Below are 24,091 nucleotides of genomic sequence, written 5' to 3' on the forward strand. Positions count from 1 at the left end.
ACCCACCGCTGAACTTACAGCTACCCCCGCGAAAACTGAAAATTCATATGTCATTTGGGCAATTACCATTGTATCTGGTGAAAAAACTAGCCGATACGCATTGCCTTAACAAATCCAATGTCTTCCCGAATATTGTTTGAGGGTACGGCTGGAAATTCTTCTTCAAGCACATCTCGCGAAACTTTATCCATTGAGATATATCCCTGCAGCCCCGAATCGGCTTTACTTAATGCTGAAAATCAGATGCCGACAGCCAAGACGAGTCGAAAATTAAATGGATTATGGCAAGATTATCAAAGTAAATATAACTAAAATGTTTTATAAAATCTCAGACCTATTCTTGAAACGCTGTTCACCAGAGCGTAGTTTAATGACACACCAACATCAAGGGCCTTTGTCGAAAAGATCTCTGCATCAAGAATGCTTTTAACACCAGCTCCGTCAGAAAACTTACTATAAAACTTATCATAATTTAGTCTATAAGCGAGGTTCCAAGGTAGATCACCATACAGCCTAGCTCTAAAGCCTAAAAACGGTGCCGCCTCATTTTGACTCTCTGTATCAATCTTTTTTAGACTAACTAATGGCAATACAGAAAAAAGTTGACCTTGAATCGCCTTTGTATATCCTTTTGCGAAAGTAATAGCAGTTTCCTGATTTTTTTGATTATAAAAACTTCCGTAGATTCAAACACGAAGTGCAACACGGTTTAAGGACTGCATAAACACTTCATTGGGGGTTTTAAATCCCAACCTCTTACGAGGTCGGTTATTAAGCTTGCTTTCAATCATTCTAAGCTCCTCATCAGTTACGGTGGATAAAGGCCTCTTTTTGGGGATGTATTGCCTTAGTAAGCCATTGAAGTTTTCATTAGAACCGCGTTGCCAACTGGCAAAAGGATCAGCAAAGTAGGTGGTGGATTGCAGTGCTGTATCAATCCGGGCGTGCTCGGCAAATTCCTTTCCGTTGTCATAAGTTAGTGTTTTGACCTTAGCTTGATAGGGGGCCAGTCCTTCAATAATGGCGTTACCTACCAGGGTCGAAGTTTTATTGGGTACTTTGGCTAGAACAGCATAACCACTCTTGCGCTCCACTAAGGTCACAATAGCTTGTTTGTGCGCTGCCCCAATCACGGTATCGCCTTCCCAGTGACCGACTTGAGATCTGGCTTCAATATGCTCTGGGCGCTCACTAATCGGCCTTCTGCCTACGATCTGGCCTCGTCGATCCCGGCCACTGGCATAGCGCTTTTTACGTTTCTTTTGACAGCGTAACTGCTGGTAAAGAGTGCCACCAGCGGCTTTATCAGCATAAACATGGCGATAGATGGTCTCATGGCTAATCCCTACAACATCTGCGATTTGCTCAGGGCTCCATTGGTCTTGTAGGTACTCTACCGTTTGATCCCAATCAGCTGGGGTGATTTGGGTAGCATTACGAGAGCCTAGGGAGCGTTCCTCTGCTAATAAACAGGCTTGTCTCGGTCGATATCCTCTGCCTCCGGTATTGCGAGATAGCTCTCGGCCAATGGTCGACTTATGTCGATTCATGAGCTGGGCGATCTGGCTTTGGGTTTTTCCGTCTTTCATGAGGATATAAATCTGATATCGTTCTTCTTGGCTAAGGTGTTGATAGGTCATGGCTACTTTGACTTGCAGGTCTAGAAACTATGGATACTAAAATATCCTTAGCCACTAGCTCTAATTGATCAAAGTTGCACTTCGTAGTTGAATTCACCTTCTAAAATTAGTAAAAGAAATATCAAATAATTGAGAGCCGGAATCGTAAAGAAATTCATCGGGTACATATGCCTCAGCCCTGAATAAGGTAAATTTTTCTAACTCAAGTCGTTTGGTATTTAGCAAAATGCTTAGACCAAGAAATTCTGTTGAGCTATTACGCAACCCATAAAAACTCTCATTCTCAAAGTCAAGGAAGCCTGGTCTAAATTTAAAGATTAAACCTTGATTAGAGAGCAATGCAGAATAAGTTGCTGAACCATCAATTTCAGCTGGGTCATAAAATTTCACTGCATTTTCATCTGAAAGGGGATGATTTTTTTTGATATTAAAAACATTGACGCGACTTGAAAAATTATCATCACGAGCCATCAGATAATCAGCTGATGCGGAAAGTGCTTTAGAAAAATTATCAGAACTAGGCGGATCTGTTATTGAAACGCCTGCAAATGCCTGCATTACCTTTGATTGATCCTCGCCATTAAGCTTATTAAAGTAGCCCAAAGCCTTAACCTGTGATGAAGGTATGAACAAAGGTGTGCCAATCATTTGCTTTTTATGCAACCATCTAATAGTAGAGTCTGGTGAAACGAAAAATATACTTTCCTGCTGATATTCTTGCCCACGTATTGATCTAATTTGCTCTATCAAATAGGATGCGCAATTTAGATTAAATACAGAGTAGTGGTATTCATTTGAGCTTAAGACGGCTATATTTTTCTTAAAAGTAGTAAGCTCATCATCGGTGAAGGCTACTTCATAAACCCAAGAGCTTCTATTTTCTAGATCATGATCTCTTTTTTTGTAATCCAGCAGGCTAAATTTATAAAAACCTTTAGTTGTTCCAAATAGCGTTCCTAAATAATCTCCGACACCATTAATACTTCCAGTAAACTCAAAAGTAATGGCATTTGGCTCGGGAACTCTTTCATCATGAAAAACTAAATACACGTGCCCAAACATGGAGATTGGTGATTTAATATTTTGACCAACATAAACTATGCTTAATCTTTTTTTGCCATCAACCTTATTCTGATAGTCGGATTCAACCCATTGTGCAAACGCGGAAGAATTGAAAAAGAAAATAATTGCGAGAATGAATCTCTTCGTGGGGCCTAATTTCAAATTACAAACTCTGACTAGTCATGCACGCAAAGTCTTCCATACTTGAGGATCTTTTAAGCAATGATCGTAACTCTATTATCCAAGCTGCGTACGTTAACGTTTTTTCGAAGTTAAAGTTTTTATATATAGCAAGCGATATTTTGCCCGTTCCTCGATGCAACTCCTCTATTAATTCCGAAGTATTTTGAAGTACTATCAGATTGATACGAGGAGTGCAAAGGTCACTTGCTAGGGTTACTTTTTTACTAAGTCAATTTGTATTGAGTTTGGTGAGTACTTATACATACTTCCAGTTGCAGCATCTGTAGTTGATCCAAAAAAGCCACCAGAAATAATGTTTCCCCAAAAAATTGGCTCGAACGTAGTGCCAAGAGTAACAGTCTTAGGAATAAATCCATCCTTACTTACCGTAACAGTTGTTGCGTCACCCCTAACTACTGGGCCCGTATATGGGGTTTTGCCAATATTCAAACCATTGACAGCAATATTTGCATCAATAATGTTCGAATTAATCGATACTTGTTCAGTTTTTCCATTAATGATCGTAGAGCATCCAGTTGTTACCAGAGCCAAAACTGTAAATAAAAGTGCTAAATATTTCATATGGTTTCCAATCGAGAGAATTTATGTAAATCAAACTAATTAATTTCCCCACCCTATCCTAATGCCAAGTAACAGGCTAAGCTGGGAATAGTTAAAAAGGGAAAAACACATTCTATTTTAAATATATGATTTTTATAATTAGCTTAAGGGCTAATAACGCCAGGGGCATCAACAAAGTTACCTGGATGGAAAATTATTAGAATTTACGCACTAATTTACGCCCCTATAACCATGTAACCCCCTGATCTAAGCGGCTTTAGACTTATTTACGTGGGGCTTGGGCACCAAACATGCTGCCTAAGATCTATATGGGGACTTTAGGGTCCTTTTTCAATAGATACTTAGGCTTCCATCGTTCGATGCAGAATCTTTGGCTTCATCTCAGTCCAGAGTGCCTCAAACTCCTCCGCTTGATCCTCCGAAAGCTGCAATGGCTTAAATAGGCCACCAAAGAAGATTGTTCTCTTGGGAGCTAAAGTCTTCTCAAACTCAGTCAGTCCAACCGGTCTATCCTCAAGATCTCGCATTAATTCAGCGGAGCACACGATCGCCTCTTCATCGTCGTGATCAATCACGGCAAATTCGATTAATTGCTGCGATTTTTCCAAAATAACGAGCGTACCCCTGGCATAACAAACCGCTTCATGCTCTTGAACAATATAGGTTAAAAATTGGTTTTCCTTCTCAACTTCCATCTGTAAGTCGTCAACGAAGAAGAGGTATTGACCACCCTCGCTATTTACCAGAGTGAATACTTTTGGAATGACACCATGCCCTAAGGCAAGGTTTCGGTAATAGGAGGAAATTTCAACAGCGAGGTTTTCAGAGAAAAGGTGCATAAGATGAGTAAAAAAAATAGGATTGAAAGCGGCAATGACTAGTTACTTAAATTTTTCTTGAGGAAATCTATTGAGCGATCCCAAGCTAAATTGGCATCTTCAGAATTGTATTCAAGTGGGGGCAAATTTCTAGCGCTAGATTTTGGGTTGGCAAAAGCATGCTTTGCATCGTAACGCTGGAAATCGTAATCCACATGAGAAAGCTTCAGTTTTTCTTCAAGCTGATCCACGCCAGCTATATTAAAAAAATCATCGTGAAGCGCCCAGTGTGCCAACATCGGCTTTTTAATAGCGCTAGCATCCACGTACTCTAGTGGAGGATAGCCATACCAGACAACTGTTCCATCGCATTCTGGCACCAAACCAGCTGCTAATACTGTTAGGGCACCACCCATACAAAAACCAGTAACCGCTACCTTAGCGCTACCGCTGGCTTTGAGATATTGAACTGCACCGCGAATATCCTGACTGGCAGCATCACCAAAATTGAGGTCATTCATTAAGTGCTCAGCCTCATGTGTTTCGAGCGCTAACTTTCCGCGATATAAGTCAGGCACTAATGCTCTGTAACCAGCTTTTGCTAAACGATCTGCAATATCTTTGATCTCTTGATCTAAACCCCACCACTCCTGAATGACAACAACACCGGGGGCGTTAGTGCCATCACTAGGCTCGACTAAATACGCCTCGACAGTTTTACCATCAGGCCTTTCAAAAGTAATCATGATGTTTTCTTTTCTCTTTTATTATTTTTCAATTTATACGAATATAAATCAATTGGATTTAGAAGATTTGGCAGAGCTTCATTGGGGAGTTCCTTGGGGAGTTCCTTGGGGATTTTTATGGGGATCGCTGTGAATATATCCGACCAGCCAAAAAGTTAACAGGCCGCACAATGCAGCGCCATAACCCACTAAGTTGTAATGCTCCATCTTTCCATCTACCCCAATAGTCACAACTACGCCCGCGATGACAGAGGCAACACCCGAGGCGAACATCTGCACGGAGCCAACCAGACTCATAAAAGTGCCTCTCGTGCGCGGCTCAACAACTTGACTCACAATCGCCATCACAGGAATCATTCTGCCAGAGATCAAAATGAAAAATGCCGTCTGATTGATTAATACAATCCACAGTGGAACTTGGGGTAAGTTAGTCGTGATTAGTAAAGGTATCAAACTAATGATCGCTAAATACTTAAACACCGTTACCTTACCGAATTTATCGGCTAAGTGACCGATATATCGAGAGCTAATCAGGGTGGCAATGCCTCCACAGAGATATACCAAGGATATATAGGAATTATCGATGCCGACGTTTGCTGTTAAATACAAGGCGATGTAGGGAATAACCGAGAAGCCGGTGATCATAATTAATGCCATAAAGACAAAGGCACGTAGATGCTGATGCGCAAAAAATATATCCATAATTTGACGCAGTCTTGAACCCTCATAAACATGGCCCAGATGCCCTGATATTTTAGGAATATTGCGATAAGCCAAATACAAAATAAAACTCGAAATCAAACCAATAAAAAAGAATGGTGCCCGCCACCCAAGTGAAGGAATATGGTTGGCCAACATTAAACTGAGGGGAACCCCGGCAACTGTAGAGACTGAAAATGCCGCCATGACCGTACCCAGCGCTTTACCTCTTCGCTCAAACGGAATGGCATCAGCAACAATAGTCTGCACCAATGAGCCCAAAATGCCACCGAACGCACCGGCACATGCCCGGGCAATAAATAAGGAATGGTAGTCTGGTGCAATGCCGCAAATCAGTGTTGCAATAATGAAGCATGCGTACAAACTTAACAATAAGACTCTACGCTCAAAACGATCAATAAAGTAAGTGGCGAAAATGCCCGCTAAAGCTGCGGCGAAAGTGTAAGACGAAAGCAACAGGCCAAACTGATGCGTATTGATGTTGAGTTCCCGAATAAAGTCAGGACCCAAAGGCATCATGATCATAAAATCCAAAATGTGAGTAAATTGGATTCCAGCCAAAGAAAGTAAGAAAAAACGCTCTTTTTTCTTGGCTACTGCGCTCTGTTGCTCAATCAATAGGTTCTTTAGTGGAAATGATGGTTGCTCTATTATCAACCTTTAGCCCGTAAAAATCTTTGACTAAAAAATTGAGCTAAAACAACCTTATGAATCTGACAGACTTAAATTTTCCCATCCTAAACTTTCCATATTTGCACCTATTCAGGGACATTGGCTTTGGGCTTATAGGTCTCATCCTTATTTTATTTTTTCATGGATTATGTATTATTCGAGTGTCAATGCGGTTTGAGCGGCGCTCGCAGGCTAACTTGAAGCAAAACCAATATAACCGCGTGTTTCTGCACTTTTACATTGCATTTATTCTGATTGCCTTGATTCACATGAGTGAGATTTTTATTTGGACAATGCTCATTCAGCGTTTCAACCTCATTGCCGACCCTATTGATACCATTATTTTTGTAGGAAGCTGCTACACCACAGTAGGCTTTGCTTCTGACATCTTGCCCCAAGGATGGAAAAGCGTTGCCTTTTTCATCTCTTTTTCTGGCCTCTTTACCTTGGCCTGGACCACAGCAATGATGATTGGCATGATTGCCTGCTACAAAGAGGCTTGGACCAGAAAATACGCTGCTAGTAGCTAATCTAGGGTTTACCCTTGACATTGATGATTTTGGTGATATATTAGGGGTTAACCCTTAAGGAGCCCATCATGGCATCGAGTAACCCAGCGTTTTACCAGGCATCGACAGCTTCAAGCTTTATGCCAATATTTGCATTAAAAAATATTCTTACTATTTTGACCCAATCCTTTGCGGAAGCAAAAGTAATGGAGCAGAAAACCCGCAGAACTAGCGGCAACTGGTAACAGTAAATTGATGATGAGCATTAATTACCTTTTACATAACAAAAAAACTGTTTCTAGTAATTAATGCTTCAATTCAGCAATTTTCAATAGATTAGTAGATCCTGGTTTTCCAAAAGGAATGCCAGCGCTAATAGCAATCTTTTTCTTGGGCTTAAATCCCATCGCAAGACAAGTATCAATTGCAAGACTTTCCATCTCTACAATATTAGTAGACTCTGCACCAATCACTGAATGAACACCCCAAACCATACATAGCCTTCTGGCTGTACTGATGTTGGGCGTTATGCTTACAATGTTAATGTCGGGTCTCTGCCTTGCAGCTCTGAGTGTTGTATACCCACCGCTAGTATAAGTAACAATCGCAACAGCCTTGATAGCCTTTGAAACATCACGCAATGCGCCACATATTGCATCAGCCTCATTGGTAAAAGTCCCCCTTAAATTATAAGCATCACTAAGATTGGCCTTATCAAATGCAGGATCTTGCTCCACTTCAATAATAATTTTATCCATCATTGCCACTGCTTCAACTGGATATTTCCCACTTGCAGATTCAGCAGATAACATTACCGCATCAGCACCATCATAAATAGCATGCGCAACATCAGATGCTTCTGCTCGAGTAGGTATGGGAGTGGAAATCATAGATTCCAGCATTTGAGTTGCAACAACTACTGGACGACCATAAAGTTTAGAAATTGCAATAATATTTTTTTGAGCCTGAGGCACTTTCTCAGGAGGCAATTCAACCCCCAAATCTCCCCGTGCCACCATCACCCCATCAGATGCTTGAATGATCTCACTCAAGCTCTTCAAGGCTGCAGGCTTCTCTAACTTTGACATGATCCAAGCTCTACCTCGGATTAAATGTTGCGCCTCTAAAATGTCCTCAACCCGCTGAACAAATGAGAGAGCCACCCAGTCAACTCCTAAAGAAAGTGCAAACTCTAAATCTACCTTATCCTTAGCAGTAAGTGCTTTAATTGGCAAAATAGCATCGGGTACATTTACCCCCTTTCGGTTTGATATCACTCCACCAATCACTACTTCTGTTTTAATTTCAGTCTTGGTTGATCCTGTTACTTTTAGACGAATTTTTCCGTCATCAATGAGAAGATTTTGTCCTTTTTTAACCACTTTAAATAACTCTGGATGAGGAAGAAATACTCTTTGAGAGTTGCCCAGACTATTTTTAGAATCTAATATAAATGACTGACCTTCTTTTAGCGTGACAGAGCCCTGCGTAAAAGTACCCACCCTTAGTTTTGGACCCTGAAGATCCGCCAAGATTGCTAAGGGTTTCTTTAGCTTCTGTTCAACCTTACGAATTGTTTGATAACGTAATTGATGATCTTCATGCGTGCCATGGCTAAAATTCAGTCGAAATACATCGGCACCAGCAATTACCAGATTTTCAATTTCCTTGGCTGAACTGCTCGATGGGCCTAAGGTTGCTACTATTTTTGCTTTTCGCATACTTCACTTTCTAAAATTAATATTGCTCTAAAGTCGTTAACATTTGTTCTAGTCGGGCCAGTTTTGATAAGCGATTTGATATTTTCAAAGTAGCTATAAGCATCATTGCGTGCCATGAAATCTTTGATAGACATGCCCTTTTCAATACCTAAATCAATCGTTTCTGGGGTGGTAATAGCGCCGGCATTATCCTCGGAGCCATCAATACCATCAGTATCTGCTGCTAAGGCATAAATACCCTTACTTCCATTGAGGGTCTCGGTAAGACTTAAAAGGAACTCAGCATTGCGACCACCCCTGCCATTCCCCCTTACAGTGACTGTAGTCTCGCCTCCACTTAATAAAAGCAAGGGTTTAGTAAAGCCTCCCTGATCAATCTGAGAAAAACCTAGTGCAATGGCACCCAACACCTTCCCTACTTCACTAGCCTCTCCCTCCATACAATCTGAAAGAATGACCGTATTAAGCCCCCGCTCTTGAGCAAATGACTTAACTGCTTGTAGGGATTGCTGTGCCGTACCCATAACAATGGGTTTAGACACATCATTAAAAATAGGATTTGTTTTTTTAGGCGTCTCTAGATCACCTTTTTTAAGGCGCTCGAGTACTACTGCTGGTGCCTTAATTTGATACTTATTAATAATCTCCAAGGCATCATCGCAACTGGTTTCGTCTGGCAAGGTAGGCCCACTTGCAATAATGCTAGGATCATCGCCCGGTACATCAGAAACAACAAAAGTGATGACTTTTGCTGGGTAGCAAAACTGGGCTAAACGTCCACCTTTAATCTTAGATAAGTGCTTTCGAACGCAATTAATTTCAGAGATTGAGGCCCCAGATGAAAGTAACTGTTTATTCACTGCTTTTTTTTCAATGAGACTGATGCCATCAGCAGGAACTGCTAACAAGGCAGAGTCACCTCCAGAAATTAAACAAACCACCAAATCATCTGAAGTTAGTCCGGATACTTTTTGAATAATCAGATGAGCAGCATTCTCACCAGCCTCATCAGGAACTGGATGGGACGCCTCAATTACTTCGATTTTTTCACAATCTAAGCCATGACCGTAGCGAGTAATGACGAGCCCCGAAATTTTTTGATATTCACTATTAGGCCAAAACGATTTAGCAGCTCGCTCAAAAGACAGAGCCATCGATGCTGCCGCCTTTCCTGCGCCAACAACAACAATTCTTCCGCTTGGAGGAATAGGAAAAAAGTCCTTAAATTTTAAAAAATCTGGACTGGCCGCCTCAACAGCCACAGCAAAGAGCTCTTTTAAAATCTCCTCAGCTGAGCTTGCATTCATTTAGGCTGAATACTAACTAGCTATTTGATGATTAGACATTATCTCAATAGCCCTGCACAGTGCCGAATGATCCATCTTACTTAAGCCATTTGCCGAGCATGCACTCATTAATTGCTGAACAACAGCAGTGTTCGGCAAGGATATATTTAACTCCTTAGCCCCCTGGAGAGCTAAATTCAAATCTTTTTGATGAAGTTCAATCCTAAACCCGGGATCAAATGTTCTTTTAACAATACGATCTCCATGAACCTCTAAGATTTTAGAGGATGCAAACCCGCCCATCAGCGCCTCCCGAACTTTAGCAGGATTTGCGCCTGCCTTAGAGGCAAATAACAACGCTTCTGATACCGCTTGAATATTGAGAGCAACAATAATTTGGTTGGCCACTTTGGTAGTTTGACCATCTCCGTTACCGCCAACGAGAGTAATATTTTTTCCCATTAATTCAAATAATGGTTTGACGCGGTCAAAGTCAGATTGCGAGCCGCCGACCATAATTGTTAAGCTGGCCGCTTTAGCCCCAACCTCGCCACCAGATACAGGTGCATCTAAGTACGCTGAACCAATAGCGTTAATTTTTCTAGCAAATTCTTTAGTGGTCATGGGCGAAATAGAACTCATATCAACCACAATTTTTCCCTTAGATCCTGATGAAAGACCTTCAGCCACACCATTTACCCCAAATAAAACATCCTCTACGTTTGGAGTATCGGGCACCATCATAATAATAATATTAGATTTGATGGCCACTTCATTTGAGCTTGAACAAGAAATTGCTCCAGCGTCCAATAACGCTTTTGATGGTGACTTTGGAGTGTAAACATACAACTCGTGACCACCATTTAGTAGATTCAGAGCCATCGGTGTTCCCATAATGCCTAGACCGATAAATCCAATTTTCTCTTTCATAATTCTTCCATTTAATTTAGTGATTTAATCCGTGGGTATCAACCCAAACCAGACCAACAGTTGTTTCTTTTGCTGGCTTGTACTCACAACCTATCCAGCCCTGATAATTCAATTTGTTAAGCGCTTTGAAAATATTTTTATAGTTAATCTCACCCGTTCCTGGCTCATTACGGCCTGGGTTGTCAGCTAACTGGATATGCGCAATTCGATCAAAGTACTTATGAATATTGCCCAGCAATTCACCCTCCATGCGCTGTGCGTGGTAGATGTCATATTGAAGGTAGATATTGTCACTATCTACAGCATCCATAATTTCAATAGCTTTTTTAGTGGAATTTAAGATAAATCCAGGAATGTCGTAGTTATTAATTGGCTCAACTAGTAGTTTAATATTTGCGGCTTTTAATTTACCTGCTGCAAACTTCAAATTTTCAATTAAAGTTTTTTCAGCATCAGTATCACTCACATTGCTTGGCTTGATTCCTGACAAGCAATTGAGTTGAGTAACACCCAATGCCGATGCATATTCAACCGCCAGATCTACGCCTTTTTTAAACTCTTCAATGCGATCTGGATGGCAAGCAATACCTCTCTCACCCCCCTCCCAATTACCAGCTGGCAAATTATGCAAAACAATTTTTAAATTAAATTGTTTTAATTTTTCTTGAATTTCCTCAGTCTTATATTCATAAGGGAATAAAAATTCAACAGCTGCAAAACCATTATCAGCAGCGCGTTTGAAGCGCCGCAGAAATGCATCTTCCGTGAACAACATAGATAAGTTAGCTGACAATTTGATCATATCAATTCCTTAATCAAGTAAACCAGCTAACTCCAGGCCTTTAATACCATCTGGATGTCTACAGTCAACATCTTCAAACTCCATAATGTTGTCAATCTCTGTACCCATGGCGATGTTAGTTACTTTTTCTAAAATAACCTCTACTACTACGGGAACACTAAAGTGACGTGCCATTTTTTGGGCCTCTATCAAAGCCGCTTCGATCTTGTTCGGGTCTGTTATGCGCAATGTTTTACAGCCTAAGCCCTCAACGACTGCTTTATGATCAACTCCGTAGCCCTTCAATACAGGATCATCCACATTTTGATTTTCAAATGCTAGCTGAACACCATAGTCCATATCAAAGCCTCGTTGAGCCTGGCGAATCAAGCCAAGGTAGCTGTTATTGACCAGAACATGCACATAAGGCAGCATGAATTGAGCGCCCACTGCCAACTCTTCAATCAGAAACTGAAAGTCATAATCGCCAGAGAGCCCTACTACCGTGCGAGTGGGGTCTGCAGCAACAACACCTAATGCAGCAGGAATAGTCCAACCCAGTGGTCCAGCTTGGCCACAATTGATCCAATTTCTTGGGCCATAAACACGCAAGAACTGGCCTCCAGCAATCTGAGATAAACCGATTGTTGTGACATAAATTGTGTCTCTTGGAAAGGCCTTGTTCATTTCCTCATAGACTCTTTGTGGTTTGATAGGAATATTGTCAAAATGACTCTTGCGCAACATTAGTTCTTTTCTCTCCGCACAACGATCCGCCCATTCTTTAAAGTCTTTGAGCTTGTTTTTAGCTTTTCTTTCCTTGGCAATTTCAACCAACAGCTTTAATGCAGAACCAGCATCAGACACAATCCCCAAATCAGGATTAAATACTCGACCGATTTGAGTTGGCTCAATATCGATATGTACAAATGTGCGCCCTTTTGTGTAAACCTCAACGGATCCTGTATGACGGTTAGCCCAACGGTTACCAATCCCAAGAACGAAGTCGCTAGCGAGCATCGTTGCATTTCCATAACGGTGACTTGTTTGTAAGCCAACCATGCCTGCCATTAAATGATGGTCGTCTGGAATAGTTCCCCAACCCATTAAAGTCGGAATAACTGGGATACCAGTGATCTCTGCAAACTCCACCAACAACTTAGATGCATCTGCATTAATAATGCCACCGCCAGCTACGATCAATGGCTTGTCAGATGACATCAACATATCCATTGCTTTTTCAATTTGCTTGCGAGTCGCATGTGGCTTATAAACTGGCAATGGCTCATAAGTATCAATGTCAAATTCAATCTCGGCCATTTGGACATCAATCGGAAGATCAATTAACACTGGTCCAGGTCTTGCTGAGCGCATAAAGTGAAATGCCTGCTGGAAAGCGCGGGGAACCAGTCCAGGCTCGCGCACTGTAACAGCCCATTTAGTTACCGGCTTAGCAATCGACTCAATATCAACTGCTTGGAAATCTTCTTTGTACAATCTTGCCCTTGGGGCCTGACCGGTAATGCATAAGATTGGAATAGAATCCGCACCTGCAGAGTACAACCCGGTAATCATATCTGTTCCAGCAGGGCCAGATGTGCCAATACAAATGCCGATATTACCCGCTTTGGCACGTGTATAGCCCTCAGCCATATGTGAGGCACCCTCTACATGTCGAGCAAGGATATGGCTAATACCACCATGTTTTTTTAATGCGGAATATAAAGGATTAATGGCCGCTCCTGGAACGCCAAAAACTTGATCAACACCCTCTTTTTCCAATACCAATACCGCTGCATCAATTGCACGCATCTTTGCCATGTAGTTCTCCGTTAAGTGTTCTTTTTTCTAACTAGATCATAGGTATACTTTCTAAAAAGATCGAGACTACTTTAATCAACTCAATACATACATAAAGTATCGAATGGACAAGTTCAAAGAAGCTAAAGCGCTGCTTCTAGTAGCTGATTTTGGCAGTCTAGCCAAAGCAGCCATTCAGGAGAACGTAACACCAGCTGTAATAAGTAGGCGTTTAGACGCGCTCGAGCGAAGGTTGGGTGTAAAACTATTGCACCGCAGCACACGTTCGATTAAATTTACGGATGTAGGAATGCTGTTCTTAGAGGATTGCCGTAGACTCACCAATGAATGGGATCAGGTAGAAGAAAGTATTTCTTTTGGGCCCCGAGAGGTCACTGGATATCTAAATATAACTGCACCTGCCGCATTCGGACGACTTCATATTGCTCCACACGCCGCGCTATTCCTTAAGCAACATCCCAAAATTAAACTTTCCTTTAACTTTACAGACAAGGTATTAGGCTTTGTACAAGAAGGCTATGACCTATCCATCCGCATTGGTGGAAACGTCGATCCTAATTTAGTTTCCACTGAGCTTGCTGTCAATAAAAGGGTTGTTTGTGCAAGCCCGTCCTATCTCCAGAAGAACGGCATCCCTCAACATCCAAAGGATTTGCTAAGTCATGAATGCTTGGTACTGAATTACAGAGATACCTCACACAATGCGTGGCAATTTCAGGACAAAGGCATTCCTTTTCAGGTAAAAACTCATGGTTCAATTGACTGCAATGATGGCGAAATATTGAAAAATTGGGCTATCAATGGTCTAGGACTAGTTTGGCGTTCAACTTGGGAAGTGCAGGACGAACTTAAAAATGGAAAGCTGATAACTGTACTGGATGAATTCAGTATTGCGGGTTACAACATTATGGCGGTTTACCCACATCAAAGAATCGTACCAACCAAAGTGCAAGAATTTATCTCTCACCTTAAAAAAATATACGAAGTAGAGATTCCACCTCTTTAAGGCATGATACTTTTAACTGAACACTGTAAAGTTATATAAGCGTTGGTAAAAAAGAAAATCCTCAAGTAGCGCTTACATAACACTCAATATGTTTTAAATATTTTATATTCCTTGAAAGTATTTAAAAACAGACTCTAGCGCTTTAAATAATACCCGTAAACACAGCGCTGCCCAGCCCTTGAGGGGTTATGTGTATCCTGTATCACGCCATCTATAACGGCAGTGAGGTGCTTTGAAACCCTAACAATCAGTATTCCGAGCGGTAATTCATTTGCGCGTAAATGAACCTGACATCCCGAACCAATCTTCATCGTTGGTACCCACTCAAATCCATGTTCAAGAATGTAGTCATGAAATACATTTCGATGATTACCATTTCTAGGGGAGGATCCACCGGCATTAAGCCTACGGGCAAGTTTATCATTTCGTGATTGAGCGTAAGTTGCATTCGCATCTCTTAAATCCTCGTACACTGTCAGATACGGCAATTGCAACGCGATTGCAATAGACCGAACAACGCAGTCCCCTGCACTACCCTGAAAGCCCGCAGCCTCTCTACCTCCATCATTAAAGCAAAATCCAAGCGCCTTAGATTCTGCCGCCTTTGCTCTGGTGAATAGATTTAAGAAATCCAGCATTTTTCTATTAATTAACAATCACAATCGATACAGCGATCCAAAAGAAAAAATGGATTTGCCTCACGACAAATCCACTCATTCTGACTAACTAAAAAACTTAAGCAAGTGCTTTTTTAACTTCCAAGCGCCAAGCATGTAACAAAGGCTCCGTATAGCCATTAGGTTGCTCAAGCCCCTTAAAAATAAGATCGCGGGCAGCTTTAAAAGCAAAAGAATCATTATAATTAGGCATCATTGGCTTATACAAAGGATCACTCGAGTTTTGAGAGTCGACAATAGCAGCCATTCGTTGTAATGCCTCCTCCACCTCCGGTGCACTCACAATTTTATGCATCATCCAGTTAGCAATATGCTGACTTGAAATTCTCAAAGTAGCACGATCTTCCATTAGGCCGACATTATAAATATCAGGCACCTTAGAACAGCCAACGCCTTGATCAATCCAGCGTACTACATAACCCAAAATTCCCTGGCAATTATTATTGAGTGCATCCCGTATCTCCTCCTTAGACCAATCTGGATACAGTGCCACTGGTACAGTTAACAAATCATCGAGCAAAGATTCATACTCCGCTGCAATGTCTTGCTTCTCCATGTCCCCCTGAATTTTGGCAACATTCACATGGTGGTAGTGCATCGCATGCAAAGTAGCGGCTGTGGGTGAAGGCACCCAAGCAGTATTAGCGCCTGCCTGAGGGTGGGCAATTTTTTGCTCAACCATATCCTTCATGAGATCAGGCGCGGGCCACATACCTTTACCAATTTGCGCTCGGCCACGAAGACCACAATCGAGACCTGCCAGCACATTTCGACGCTCATAGGCTCCAAACCATTTTGCAACCTTCATCCTGCCTTTACGTACCATGGCACCAGCATACATACCCGTATGAATTTCGTCACCAGTACGATCTAGAAAGCCTGTATTGATAAAGGCAACCCGAGTATTAGCTGCTGCAATAGCAGCTTTGATGTTGACACTCAAACGACGCTCTTCATCCATGATGCCCAGCTTCACCGTATCAATAGGAAGACCAAGTAATTTTTCAACCCGGCCAAAAAGCTCACCAGCGAAAGCTACTTCTTCGGCACTATGCATTTTAGGCTTTACGATATAAACAGAACCCTTACGAGTGTTACCAATTGTCTGAGATGCTGGACGATTAATGTCATACATCGCAATTAATACTGTTACAACAGCATCCAAAATTCCTTCGTAAATTTCTTTGCCATCAGCCGTAATAATTGCTGGGTTCGTCATCAAGTGACCAACGTTACGTAAAAATAGCAAAGAGCGGCCGTGTAACGTTACTACTCCATCTTTAGCGTCAACTGCACCAATAGCAGCAGTGTAGTTTCGATCAGCATTTAATGTACGAGTAAAACTTTTCCCGCCTTTGCTGACCTCTTCTACCAGAGTGCTTTTGAGAATACCAAGCCAGTTTTCATAAGCCAAAATTTTATCGTCAGCATCTACTGCTGCAATTGAATCTTCCAGATCTAAAATGGTTGATAAAGCAGCTTCTAATACGACATCATTTACGCCAGCAGCATCGGTCAAGCCGATAGTCTTAGTCTTATCAATTTGAATATCAATGTGGATACCATTATTACGCAATAACAAGGCATTAGGTGCCAAAGCTTGACCTTGATAACCAATAAATTGCTTTGGATCTTTTAAGCCAGTACTCGCTCCGTCTTTTAATGTCACTACCAGTTCATTTTGGTTAACAATATACGAAACAACATCTTGATGTAAGCCTTGAGCAAGCGGAATCGCCTGATCCAAAAAATGGCGAACATAAGCAACAACTTTTGCTCCTCTCACAGGGTTATAGGGACCAGATTTTGATGCTCCGTCTTCCTCTGAAAGAACATCCGAACCATAAAGAGCATCATACAAAGAGCCCCAACGGGCATTTGCTGCATTCAACGCATAACGAGCATTGAGCAAAGGAACCACCAGTTGTGGTCCAGCTTGAAGCGCTAATTCATCATCTACATTTTGAGTGCTTACTGAAACTTTAGCAGGCACCTCTTCTATGTAGCCTATTGCTTTAAGGTGCTGATGATATGCAGTCATATCCTTAATGGGACCGGGATTAGCTTGATGCCACTGATCCATCTGAACTTGCAAACGATCTCGCTTGGCCAACAAAGCTTCATTTTTAGGGGTCAAATCTTTTACAATTTGAGCAAAGCCCTGCCAGAAATCAGAACTTGGAATGCCAGTACCGGGCAGCACTTTGTCCTCTAGAAAACGATACAGCGATGATGCAACTTGAAGACCATTGCAGTTAGTACGAAGAGTCATTTTGAAACCTTAAGAGCGGATAGAAGTATTTAAAATAAAACTGATGTGCCAATATTTTACGTGTTTTTGTTAACTACTTACCTCTCAAAAGGATGCTGCAGCAAAATTGTTTCATCACGCTCTGGGCCCGTTGAGACCATCGCAATTGGCTTACCTGCTACCTCTTCAATGCGACGCAAGAAATGCTGTGCCTCAGCTGGCAACTTATCCCATTCGCGAATCCCAAAAGTAGTACCCTTCCATCCTGCGAAGTCCTCATAAATAGGCTCACAGCGAGCAACAGCTTCAGCGCCACGGGGCAATACATCTAATCTTTGACCATCTAGCATATAGCCAATGCACAGTCGAATAGTCTCGAATCCATCCAAAACATCCAACTTGGTGATGCATAGTCCCGATAGACCATTGATCTGAATAGAGCGCTTCAGGGCAGCGGCATCAAGCCAGCCAGTACGACGTGGACGACCTGTTACAGAACCAAATTCTTTACCAACCTCGGCCAAACGGATGCCCACAGGATCTTGTTTAGCTGGGTTATCAAAATCATACAACTCACTCGGAAAAGGACCAGCGCCAACGCGAGTGCAATAAGCCTTAGTAATGCCCAAAATATATTGCAATGAATCTGGGCCAACACCAGATCCAGCGGCTGCATTACCTGCTACGCAATTACTAGAGGTGACATAGGGATAGGTTCCGTGATCAATATCTAATAAGGTACCTTGCGCACCCTCAAACAATAAATTCTGCCCTGCTTGCTCTGCCGCGTAGAGCGCGCTAGAAACATCAACCACCATAGGCTTGATACGCTCAGCAAAGGACATCGCTTCTTCTAACGTCTTTTGAAAATCTACTGGCTCTGCGCCATAGTAGTTAGTCAACATGAAGTTGTGATATTCCAAATTCTCACGAAGCTGTGCAGCAAACTTCTCTGGATAAAATAAATCTTGAACACGCAGTGCACGACGCGCCACCTTATCTTCATAGGCGGGCCCAATTCCGCGTCCGGTAGTACCAATTTTGGCATCGCCACGTTTTTTCTCACGGGCATGATCAATTGCTACGTGGTAAGGCAGAATTAATGTAGTTGCCTCAGAAATCTTTAAGCGCGACTGCACATCTAAGCCTGCCGCCTCTAGCTCACCAATCTCTTTAAAAAGGGCTTCGGGGGAAAGTACGACACCGTTGCCGATATAGCAAATGACATTCTTATGCATAATTCCTGAAGGGATTAAGCGCAGAATCGTTTTCTTGTCACCAACGATTAGTGTATGACCTGCATTGTGCCCACCCTGAAAACGTACCACTGCTTGAGCATGATCAGTTAACCAATCAACGACTTTACCTTTGCCTTCATCGCCCCATTGGGTTCCAATGACAACGACATTACGACCACGAGTTTGTTGCTTCAAAGACATAATAAAATCCAAAAGGTTGTTACAGAATTAATGAATAAAAAGGGTGTAGTAATAAATATGAGTTGAGTATCGAAATATTGAGTGTCAGAGAGTCGTTTTATTTAAGCTGCTTGTGTGTGTTATTTCTTTTTGACTTCCCAGGAGGAGCCCTGTCTCACTAACTCACGATCACACAAATATTCAGCCGTCTCCAGCGCATCGCCAGACATTGCCTGAATAACTACCTCACCTGCATTACGTAAATCCGAAATTTTCATCAGCAATTCAACATCATCAATCCAAGGAGCCACAATTGCGGATTTGCGTCCAATCGCTGGAGATAAACCAGCTAGGGTCAATAAATCTATCGAAAAGCCAGTTGCTGGGCGGGAGCGTCCAAACGCCTGACCTACATAATCGTAACGGCCACCACGGGCAATAGGCTGGGGCAATCTATCAACATAAGCGGCGAACATAACACCGCTGTGGTACTGATAGCCGCGTAAATCAGCCAAATCAATACTTAACTCCAACTCTTCAGAAAGCAAGGATGCTGCAGACAATATCTTCGTTAACTGACTTAAGGCTTCATCAATCAATTTATTTTTTGGCAATACTTGCTTGGCTTGGGCCAGGACATCAGAACAAGAGCCATTTAGCTCGGTGAGCGCCATCAGGGCGTCAGCTGACTCAGTCGGCAAACATTTAGCCCAAAGCGCCAAGCGTGGGCGATCTTTGCTTTGCAGCAAAGAGTAAATGGCAGCCATATCTTCTTTGGGAATATCTTGTCCATCCAATATACCGACAAGAACACCAGCATGGGAGAGATCTAGGTGTACCTTATTTAATCCAGCCAAACTCAGTGTTTTAAGAAGCAAGGAAATTGCTTCAACATCCGCCTCCCAAGTAGCGCAGCCATAAATTTCAGCCCCTAGTTGCAACTCTTCACGCGCAGAGCTACCAACTGGCGTGCGCGCATGTGCAACGGAACCTGCATAGCAAAGACGAGTGACCCCTTCACGGTTTAATAAATGCGCATCAATCCGTGCAACTTGTGGAGTCATATCCGCACGTAAACCTAAGGTACGGCCTGAAAGTTGATCGACCAACTTAAAAGTTTGTAAATTCAGATCAGAACCAGTACCCGTAAGTAAAGAATCTAAAAACTCCAAAAGCGGAGGGGCGACTAGTTCATAACCGTATGACTGGTATAGATCTAACATCGCACGGCGCAAAGTCTCTACCTTACGAGCCTCTGCCGGCAAAACATCAGCGATATCCTCAGGAAGTAACCAACGATTCATCATCTAAAAACGCTATCCTCAGTTTTTCTTATTCAAAAACTTAAAGAACTCGTTATTAGGCTCTATGACCATAACATCCTTCTTGTCTTTGAAAGAACTACGGTAGGCCTGAAGGCTCTGGTAGAACTGAGCAAACTGAGCATCACGCCCAAATGCTTCGGCATACAAAGCGGTGGCCTTAGCATCACCAGCTCCTTTAATCTTTTGGGCATCTCGATAAGCTTCAGCCAGAATAGTATCGCGTTGACGTTCAGCATTAGCGCGCGTTTTATCGGATTCAGCAGCGCCAGTAGAACGCAGTTCATTAGCTACCTGCTTACGCTCTGCTTCCATACGACGATAAACAGAGTCACTAATTTCAGCAAGCAGATCGATTCTTTTTAAGCGAACGTCAACAATCTCTACGCCGATATCTGCAGCATCGCTAGCCACTTTTTTACGAATACCCTGCATCACCTCTTCGCGCTGCTCTGAAATGATCTCCCGAACAGTACGCTTGGTAAATTCCTCATTTAAGGCGGAGCGAATAAGCTGACTAAGGCGATCTTGTGCCAAACGCTCGTCACCCTTAAAGCTAACGAAGAACTTGCGTGGATCAACAATTCGCCATTTCACATAAGAGTCCACCAAAAGATTCTTTTTTTCAGCAGTGATGTAACGCTCTGCCTCTGGTGTATCGATGGTCAAAATTCGACGATCAAAGAAACGAATGTTTTCAAATGGCGCTGGTAACTTCACCTGCAGACCTGGCTGCTCAATGACTCGGACAATTTGTCCAAAAGCAAACACCACTGCAAACTTACGTTGGTCAAGAATAAAAATACTCGACGACAAAACGTAAACTAAAACAATCGCACCGGCAATAGCCGCTAAAAGACGATTTGGATTCATTATCTTGACTCCCTATCACGGCTACGTAAGCCTGAGTTACTAGGACCAGGCGCAGGGGCAACTACGCTGGGTAGAGAATTAGCAGCCGGGGCAGCTGGGGCACCAGGATTACCCGTCATACCACCAACAGTCACTGAACCTGTAGGCGTAATCGTAGGAGTTTGACCGGTTGAGGCTTGAGCGCTTTCTGCGGTTACTTGTGCCACGAGCTTATCGAGCGGCAAGTACAACAGGCTATTACTCTTGGTTGTATCTACTAAGATCTTGGTAACGTTGTTGTACATCTCGCGCATGGTGTCGATATACATTCGGTCACGAGTAACACCAGGTGCCTTGGAATATTCAGCCAGCACTTGTTTAAAGCGCCCTGCATCACCATCGGCAGTTGCAATTACGCGCGCCTTATAACCTTCAGCCTCTTGCATTAATCGGGCTGCCGTTCCCTTGGCTCGCGGAATGATGTCATTCGCATAAGCCAGTCCCTCACTCTTTAAGCGCTCTTGATCCTGCCCGGCTTTGACAGCATCATCAAAAGCTGCCTGAACTTGCTCTGGGGGTTGGACATTTTGAACCGTAACGCTAGTCACAAAAATACCAGTCTTGTAACTATCCAGGATTTTCTGAATCGAGTTGGCTAAATCGATACCAATTTTTTCGCGCCCCTCGTACAGAACCGTATCCATCTTGCTACGTGCAACGATTTCACGTACGGCCGTTTCTGCTGCCTGAACTACTGCAGTATCTGGATCGCGATTATTGAAAAGATAATCCGTTGGGTCCTTTAAGCGGTACTGCACTGCGAAACGAACATCGATGATATTTTCATCTTCAGTAAGCATAGAAGAATCTTTTTGGTTTGTCGCCTTAATCAGAACAGAACGACCCACCTCAACCGACCTGACTCCAGATAAATTAACTGTTTCGTCAGACTGAATAGGCCAAGGCATGCGCCAATTGATGCCAGGGGTGGAAGTGTAGTCATACTTACCAAAGGTAGTGATGACTCCAGCCTGACCCTCTTGGATCATATAGATGCCGGTAGCCATCCATAACAAGAAAACGCCAGCTACTGCACCAAGGACGGTAGACTTTGCCGAGAATGGATTGATGAAATTAAATTCAGGTGTTCTCATGCCACCGCCACTGCCACCACCATTGCCGCCACCATTACCGCGCTCAGATGGCGGGGGAATATCAGTGCCGCTAGGTTTATTGGCAGGCTTACGCGCACTAGGGTTTGGATTCTTCTTACCACCGAAAAGACCGCTCAAACGATCATTGAAATCGCGCCACAACTCATCTAAATCTGGTGGGCCATCTGGTTTGGCAGGTTTTTGTCCTGGCTGTGGATTTCTAGGCTGGGCCTCTGTTGGCTGATCAGCATTTGGGCTTGGCTCAACTTGAGGGGCTTGATCACCAGCATTGGACTGCCCATCTTTGGCATCCTTAGATCCGCTACCCGAGTGGCTGTTACCCCAACCGGGGTCGTTGATCGAGAATAATTCAAGAAATTTACGCGTCATGAGATAAGTATTTTCGTATAGGAATTGGATTAAATTCGGCAGTTTCTGGTCGTTCTGGCAATGGCGCTACTAATTCATCTGGGGCTAATTGTGTCTTGGCGCGATTTTGCTCAACCTTTATTCTATCAGTCATTTGAGAGCATTCCGCTAGAGCTGAGCGCAATAAATCCATACCAAGGCCTGACTTGGCAGATAAGAAAACCTTGCTCGGAATCCCGTCAGAGTCGCGCTCAAGTACTGCCCCTCGGGTAAAGGTCTGGGGCATTTGGTCAATTTTGTTCATTACCTCAATGCGCGGTATGTCGTCAGCACCAATTTCTCGTAAAACAGCCTCTACTTCAGCCTTTTGCTCTCTCGCGACAGGGCTACAAGCATCAATCACATGCAGAATCAGATCCGCATGAATAGTCTCATCCAAAGTGGCCCTGAAAGCCTCAACCAATTGATGCGGCAGCTCTCGAATAAATCCAACAGTGTCGGAAACCACAATTGAGCCAGCCTCCTCTAAGTGTACTTTTCGGGAGGTGGTATCCAAGGTAGCAAATAGCTGATCTGCAGCATATGCGCCCGCTTTTGTGAGTGCATTAAATAGGGTTGATTTGCCAGCATTGGTATAGCCCACCAATGACACTGAGAAAACTTCTTTACGGTTTCTAGCCCTTCTCTGGGTCCTTTGCTGACGCTGGAGCTTTTCCAGCTCATTCTCTAGGCGCTTAGCTTTAGTGGCCAGCATCCGTCGGTCTAACTCCATCTGGGTTTCGCCGGGACCGCCACGCACCCCGATGCCCCCTCTTTGGCGTTCAAGATGACTCCAGGCCCGAACTAAACGAGACATCCGATAACGCACTTGAGCGAGCTCAACCTGGGTCTTACCAATATGGCTTTGGGCTCTTTGGCTAAAGATATCCAAAATCAAGCCCGTGCGATCCATCACATGAAAGCCAATTTGACGCTCTAGATTGCGTTGCTGCGAAGGCGACAGTGGATTATTGAAGATAGCCAGCTCAGCACCCTGCTCCTCCATGAGTTTTTGCAGCTCATTAGCCTTGCCTGTACCGATATACAAGGCGGGATCGATTCTGCCTTTACGCGCGATCAGGCTAGCAGTGGGAATCGAGCCAGCGCTATCAGCCAACAAGCTCAATTCAGCCATGCTGTCTGCGAAATCTTCGCGGCCAGTATCTACTCCAACAAGAACTGCTCGGGCTGCATCAACCCCAGTTTTAATCAGGATTAATCTCTTCGGTGCGAAATTCCACAGCGCGGGCAGGAACAATCGTTGAGATCGCATGCTTATAAACCATCTGCGTCACCGTGTTCCGTAAAAGCACCACATATTGGTCGAATGATTCAATATTGCCTTGGAGCTTAATACCGTTCACCAAATAAATAGAGACTGGCACATGCTCCTTACGTAAGGCATTCAGGAAAGGGTCCTGGAGTAATTGGATTTTGCTGTTATTCATACTGCTCCTTATTGGATTTTTTATTGGGAGTCTTGCTTTTGTTATTCAATACTTACCGCTCACCTCTAGTAAAGAGGGGTCTGA

Annotated in this window: 22 protein-coding genes; 3 read left to right on the forward strand and 19 right to left on the reverse strand. The window is 43.1% G+C overall.

Going from position 1 to position 24,091, the window contains the following annotated elements; genetic code table 11:
• Window positions 1-686: 686 nt before the first annotated feature.
• The 6 genes from QUD86_RS04925 to QUD86_RS04950 form a co-directional block, all read right to left on the reverse strand.
• Window positions 687-1,640: an IS30 family transposase gene (locus QUD86_RS04925; RefSeq protein WP_286295630.1), complete on the reverse strand. Its 954-nt coding sequence runs from the start codon at window positions 1,638-1,640 to the stop codon at window positions 687-689.
• 93 nt (window positions 1,641-1,733) lie between these two features.
• On the reverse strand, window positions 1,734-2,864 hold the full coding sequence (locus QUD86_RS04930) for a lipoprotein N-acyltransferase Lnb domain-containing protein (RefSeq protein ID WP_286295631.1): 1,131 nt from the start codon (window positions 2,862-2,864) through the stop codon (window positions 1,734-1,736).
• A 234-nt stretch (window positions 2,865-3,098) separates the two neighbouring features.
• On the reverse strand, window positions 3,099-3,467 hold the full coding sequence (locus QUD86_RS04935; protein WP_286295632.1) for a PEGA domain-containing protein: 369 nt from the start codon (window positions 3,465-3,467) through the stop codon (window positions 3,099-3,101).
• Window positions 3,468-3,808: 341 nt separating this feature from the next.
• Window positions 3,809-4,306, reverse strand: a complete 498-nt coding sequence (locus QUD86_RS04940) for a hypothetical protein (RefSeq protein WP_286295633.1) — start codon at window positions 4,304-4,306, stop codon at window positions 3,809-3,811.
• A 38-nt stretch (window positions 4,307-4,344) separates the two neighbouring features.
• Entirely contained in the window at window positions 4,345-5,031 is a 687-nt protein-coding gene (locus QUD86_RS04945) for a dienelactone hydrolase family protein (RefSeq protein WP_286295634.1), read from the reverse strand.
• Window positions 5,032-5,109: 78 nt separating this feature from the next.
• Complete coding sequence (locus QUD86_RS04950; RefSeq protein ID WP_286295635.1) at window positions 5,110-6,369, reverse strand: MFS transporter; 1,260 nt, start codon at window positions 6,367-6,369, stop codon at window positions 5,110-5,112.
• A gap of 251 nt (window positions 6,370-6,620) precedes the next feature.
• Between QUD86_RS04950 and QUD86_RS04955 the strand changes: the two genes are divergently transcribed.
• Both QUD86_RS04955 and QUD86_RS04960 read left to right on the forward strand, forming a co-directional pair.
• Entirely contained in the window at window positions 6,621-6,953 is a 333-nt protein-coding gene (locus QUD86_RS04955) for a hypothetical protein (RefSeq protein ID WP_286295636.1), read from the forward strand.
• 68 nt (window positions 6,954-7,021) lie between these two features.
• Window positions 7,022-7,177, forward strand: a complete 156-nt coding sequence (locus QUD86_RS04960; RefSeq protein ID WP_286295637.1) for a hypothetical protein — start codon at window positions 7,022-7,024, stop codon at window positions 7,175-7,177.
• Window positions 7,178-7,237: 60 nt separating this feature from the next.
• Here QUD86_RS04960 and pyk read toward each other — a convergent pair whose 3' ends face one another.
• The 5 genes from pyk to gcl are packed head-to-tail and all read right to left on the reverse strand — an operon-like array spanning window position 7,238 to window position 13,471.
• On the reverse strand, window positions 7,238-8,653 hold the full coding sequence (gene pyk / locus QUD86_RS04965) for a pyruvate kinase (protein ID WP_286295638.1): 1,416 nt from the start codon (window positions 8,651-8,653) through the stop codon (window positions 7,238-7,240).
• A complete protein-coding gene (locus tag QUD86_RS04970; protein WP_286295639.1) occupies window positions 8,635-9,960 on the reverse strand; it encodes a glycerate kinase type-2 family protein in 1,326 nt (441 codons plus the stop codon). The genes pyk and QUD86_RS04970 overlap by 19 nt, the downstream gene beginning before the upstream one ends.
• Window positions 9,961-9,972: 12 nt before the next feature.
• A complete protein-coding gene (locus QUD86_RS04975) occupies window positions 9,973-10,869 on the reverse strand; it encodes a 2-hydroxy-3-oxopropionate reductase (protein WP_286295640.1) in 897 nt (298 codons plus the stop codon).
• 16 nt (window positions 10,870-10,885) lie between these two features.
• The gene (gene hyi / locus QUD86_RS04980; protein ID WP_286295641.1) at window positions 10,886-11,671 is read right to left on the reverse strand and encodes a hydroxypyruvate isomerase; all 786 of its coding nucleotides are present in this window, start codon (window positions 11,669-11,671) and stop codon (window positions 10,886-10,888) included.
• A 9-nt stretch (window positions 11,672-11,680) separates the two neighbouring features.
• Window positions 11,681-13,471: a glyoxylate carboligase gene (gene gcl / locus QUD86_RS04985; protein WP_286295642.1), complete on the reverse strand. Its 1,791-nt coding sequence runs from the start codon at window positions 13,469-13,471 to the stop codon at window positions 11,681-11,683.
• 103 nt (window positions 13,472-13,574) lie between these two features.
• On the opposite strand from gcl, the gene QUD86_RS04990 reads away from it, so the two are divergent.
• Window positions 13,575-14,477 carry a LysR family transcriptional regulator gene (locus tag QUD86_RS04990; RefSeq protein ID WP_286295643.1) on the forward strand — a complete coding sequence of 301 codons (903 nt, stop codon included), beginning with the start codon at window positions 13,575-13,577 and terminating at the stop codon, window positions 14,475-14,477.
• 134 nt (window positions 14,478-14,611) lie between these two features.
• On the opposite strand, the gene QUD86_RS04995 is transcribed toward QUD86_RS04990, so the two are convergent.
• The 8 genes from QUD86_RS04995 to hfq form a co-directional block, all read right to left on the reverse strand.
• Window positions 14,612-15,115, reverse strand: a complete 504-nt coding sequence (locus QUD86_RS04995) for a hypothetical protein (protein WP_286295644.1) — start codon at window positions 15,113-15,115, stop codon at window positions 14,612-14,614.
• A gap of 97 nt (window positions 15,116-15,212) precedes the next feature.
• A complete protein-coding gene (locus QUD86_RS05000; RefSeq protein WP_286295645.1) occupies window positions 15,213-17,426 on the reverse strand; it encodes a malate synthase G in 2,214 nt (737 codons plus the stop codon).
• Window positions 17,427-17,503: 77 nt separating this feature from the next.
• Window positions 17,504-18,844 (reverse strand): adenylosuccinate synthase, encoded by a 1,341-nt coding sequence (locus tag QUD86_RS05005; protein WP_286295646.1) that lies wholly within the window; start codon window positions 18,842-18,844, stop codon window positions 17,504-17,506.
• 119 nt (window positions 18,845-18,963) lie between these two features.
• A complete protein-coding gene (locus QUD86_RS05010) occupies window positions 18,964-20,127 on the reverse strand; it encodes an ATP phosphoribosyltransferase regulatory subunit (RefSeq protein WP_286298667.1) in 1,164 nt (387 codons plus the stop codon).
• 18 nt (window positions 20,128-20,145) lie between these two features.
• Entirely contained in the window at window positions 20,146-21,018 is an 873-nt protein-coding gene (gene hflC / locus QUD86_RS05015; RefSeq protein WP_286295647.1) for a protease modulator HflC, read from the reverse strand.
• Window positions 21,018-22,541, reverse strand: coding sequence for an FtsH protease activity modulator HflK (gene hflK / locus QUD86_RS05020; RefSeq protein WP_286295648.1), 1,524 nt, complete (start codon window positions 22,539-22,541; stop codon window positions 21,018-21,020). The genes hflC and hflK overlap by 1 nt, the downstream gene beginning before the upstream one ends.
• The gene (gene hflX, locus QUD86_RS05025) at window positions 22,531-23,832 is read right to left on the reverse strand and encodes a GTPase HflX (RefSeq protein WP_286295649.1); all 1,302 of its coding nucleotides are present in this window, start codon (window positions 23,830-23,832) and stop codon (window positions 22,531-22,533) included. The genes hflK and hflX overlap by 11 nt, the downstream gene beginning before the upstream one ends.
• Complete coding sequence (hfq, locus tag QUD86_RS05030; RefSeq protein ID WP_100378663.1) at window positions 23,765-24,007, reverse strand: RNA chaperone Hfq; 243 nt, start codon at window positions 24,005-24,007, stop codon at window positions 23,765-23,767. Before hfq ends, hflX begins: the two co-directional genes overlap by 68 nt.
• Between the last annotated feature and the right edge of the window lie 84 nt (window positions 24,008-24,091).

It is taken from the genome of Polynucleobacter sp. TUM22923, assembly GCF_030295705.1.
Taxonomy (GTDB): Bacteria; Pseudomonadota; Gammaproteobacteria; order Burkholderiales; family Burkholderiaceae; genus Polynucleobacter.

What these genes read in the sequence shown, in the direction of transcription:
- QUD86_RS04925 (WP_286295630.1), bottom strand. Translation starts at nt 1,640, where the DNA reads ATGACCTATCAACACCTTAGCCAAGAAGAACGATATCAGATTTATATC.
- QUD86_RS04935 (WP_286295632.1), bottom strand. Translation starts at nt 3,467, where the DNA reads ATGAAATATTTAGCACTTTTATTTACAGTTTTGGCTCTGGTAACAACT.
- QUD86_RS04940 (WP_286295633.1), bottom strand. Translation starts at nt 4,306, where the DNA reads ATGCACCTTTTCTCTGAAAACCTCGCTGTTGAAATTTCCTCCTATTAC.
- QUD86_RS04945 (WP_286295634.1), bottom strand. Translation starts at nt 5,031, where the DNA reads ATGATTACTTTTGAAAGGCCTGATGGTAAAACTGTCGAGGCGTATTTA.
- QUD86_RS04960 (WP_286295637.1), top strand. Translation starts at nt 7,022, where the DNA reads ATGGCATCGAGTAACCCAGCGTTTTACCAGGCATCGACAGCTTCAAGC.
- pyk (WP_286295638.1), bottom strand. Translation starts at nt 8,653, where the DNA reads ATGCGAAAAGCAAAAATAGTAGCAACCTTAGGCCCATCGAGCAGTTCA.
- QUD86_RS04970 (WP_286295639.1), bottom strand. Translation starts at nt 9,960, where the DNA reads ATGAATGCAAGCTCAGCTGAGGAGATTTTAAAAGAGCTCTTTGCTGTG.
- QUD86_RS04975 (WP_286295640.1), bottom strand. Translation starts at nt 10,869, where the DNA reads ATGAAAGAGAAAATTGGATTTATCGGTCTAGGCATTATGGGAACACCG.
- hyi (WP_286295641.1), bottom strand. Translation starts at nt 11,671, where the DNA reads ATGATCAAATTGTCAGCTAACTTATCTATGTTGTTCACGGAAGATGCA.
- gcl (WP_286295642.1), bottom strand. Translation starts at nt 13,471, where the DNA reads ATGGCAAAGATGCGTGCAATTGATGCAGCGGTATTGGTATTGGAAAAA.
- QUD86_RS04990 (WP_286295643.1), top strand. Translation starts at nt 13,575, where the DNA reads ATGGACAAGTTCAAAGAAGCTAAAGCGCTGCTTCTAGTAGCTGATTTT.
- QUD86_RS04995 (WP_286295644.1), bottom strand. Translation starts at nt 15,115, where the DNA reads ATGCTGGATTTCTTAAATCTATTCACCAGAGCAAAGGCGGCAGAATCT.
- QUD86_RS05000 (WP_286295645.1), bottom strand. Translation starts at nt 17,426, where the DNA reads ATGACTCTTCGTACTAACTGCAATGGTCTTCAAGTTGCATCATCGCTG.
- QUD86_RS05005 (WP_286295646.1), bottom strand. Translation starts at nt 18,844, where the DNA reads ATGTCTTTGAAGCAACAAACTCGTGGTCGTAATGTCGTTGTCATTGGA.
- QUD86_RS05010 (WP_286298667.1), bottom strand. Translation starts at nt 20,127, where the DNA reads ATGAATCGTTGGTTACTTCCTGAGGATATCGCTGATGTTTTGCCGGCA.
- hflC (WP_286295647.1), bottom strand. Translation starts at nt 21,018, where the DNA reads ATGAATCCAAATCGTCTTTTAGCGGCTATTGCCGGTGCGATTGTTTTA.
- hflK (WP_286295648.1), bottom strand. Translation starts at nt 22,541, where the DNA reads ATGACGCGTAAATTTCTTGAATTATTCTCGATCAACGACCCCGGTTGG.
- hflX (WP_286295649.1), bottom strand. Translation starts at nt 23,832, where the DNA reads ATGCGATCTCAACGATTGTTCCTGCCCGCGCTGTGGAATTTCGCACCG.
- hfq (WP_100378663.1), bottom strand. Translation starts at nt 24,007, where the DNA reads ATGAATAACAGCAAAATCCAATTACTCCAGGACCCTTTCCTGAATGCC.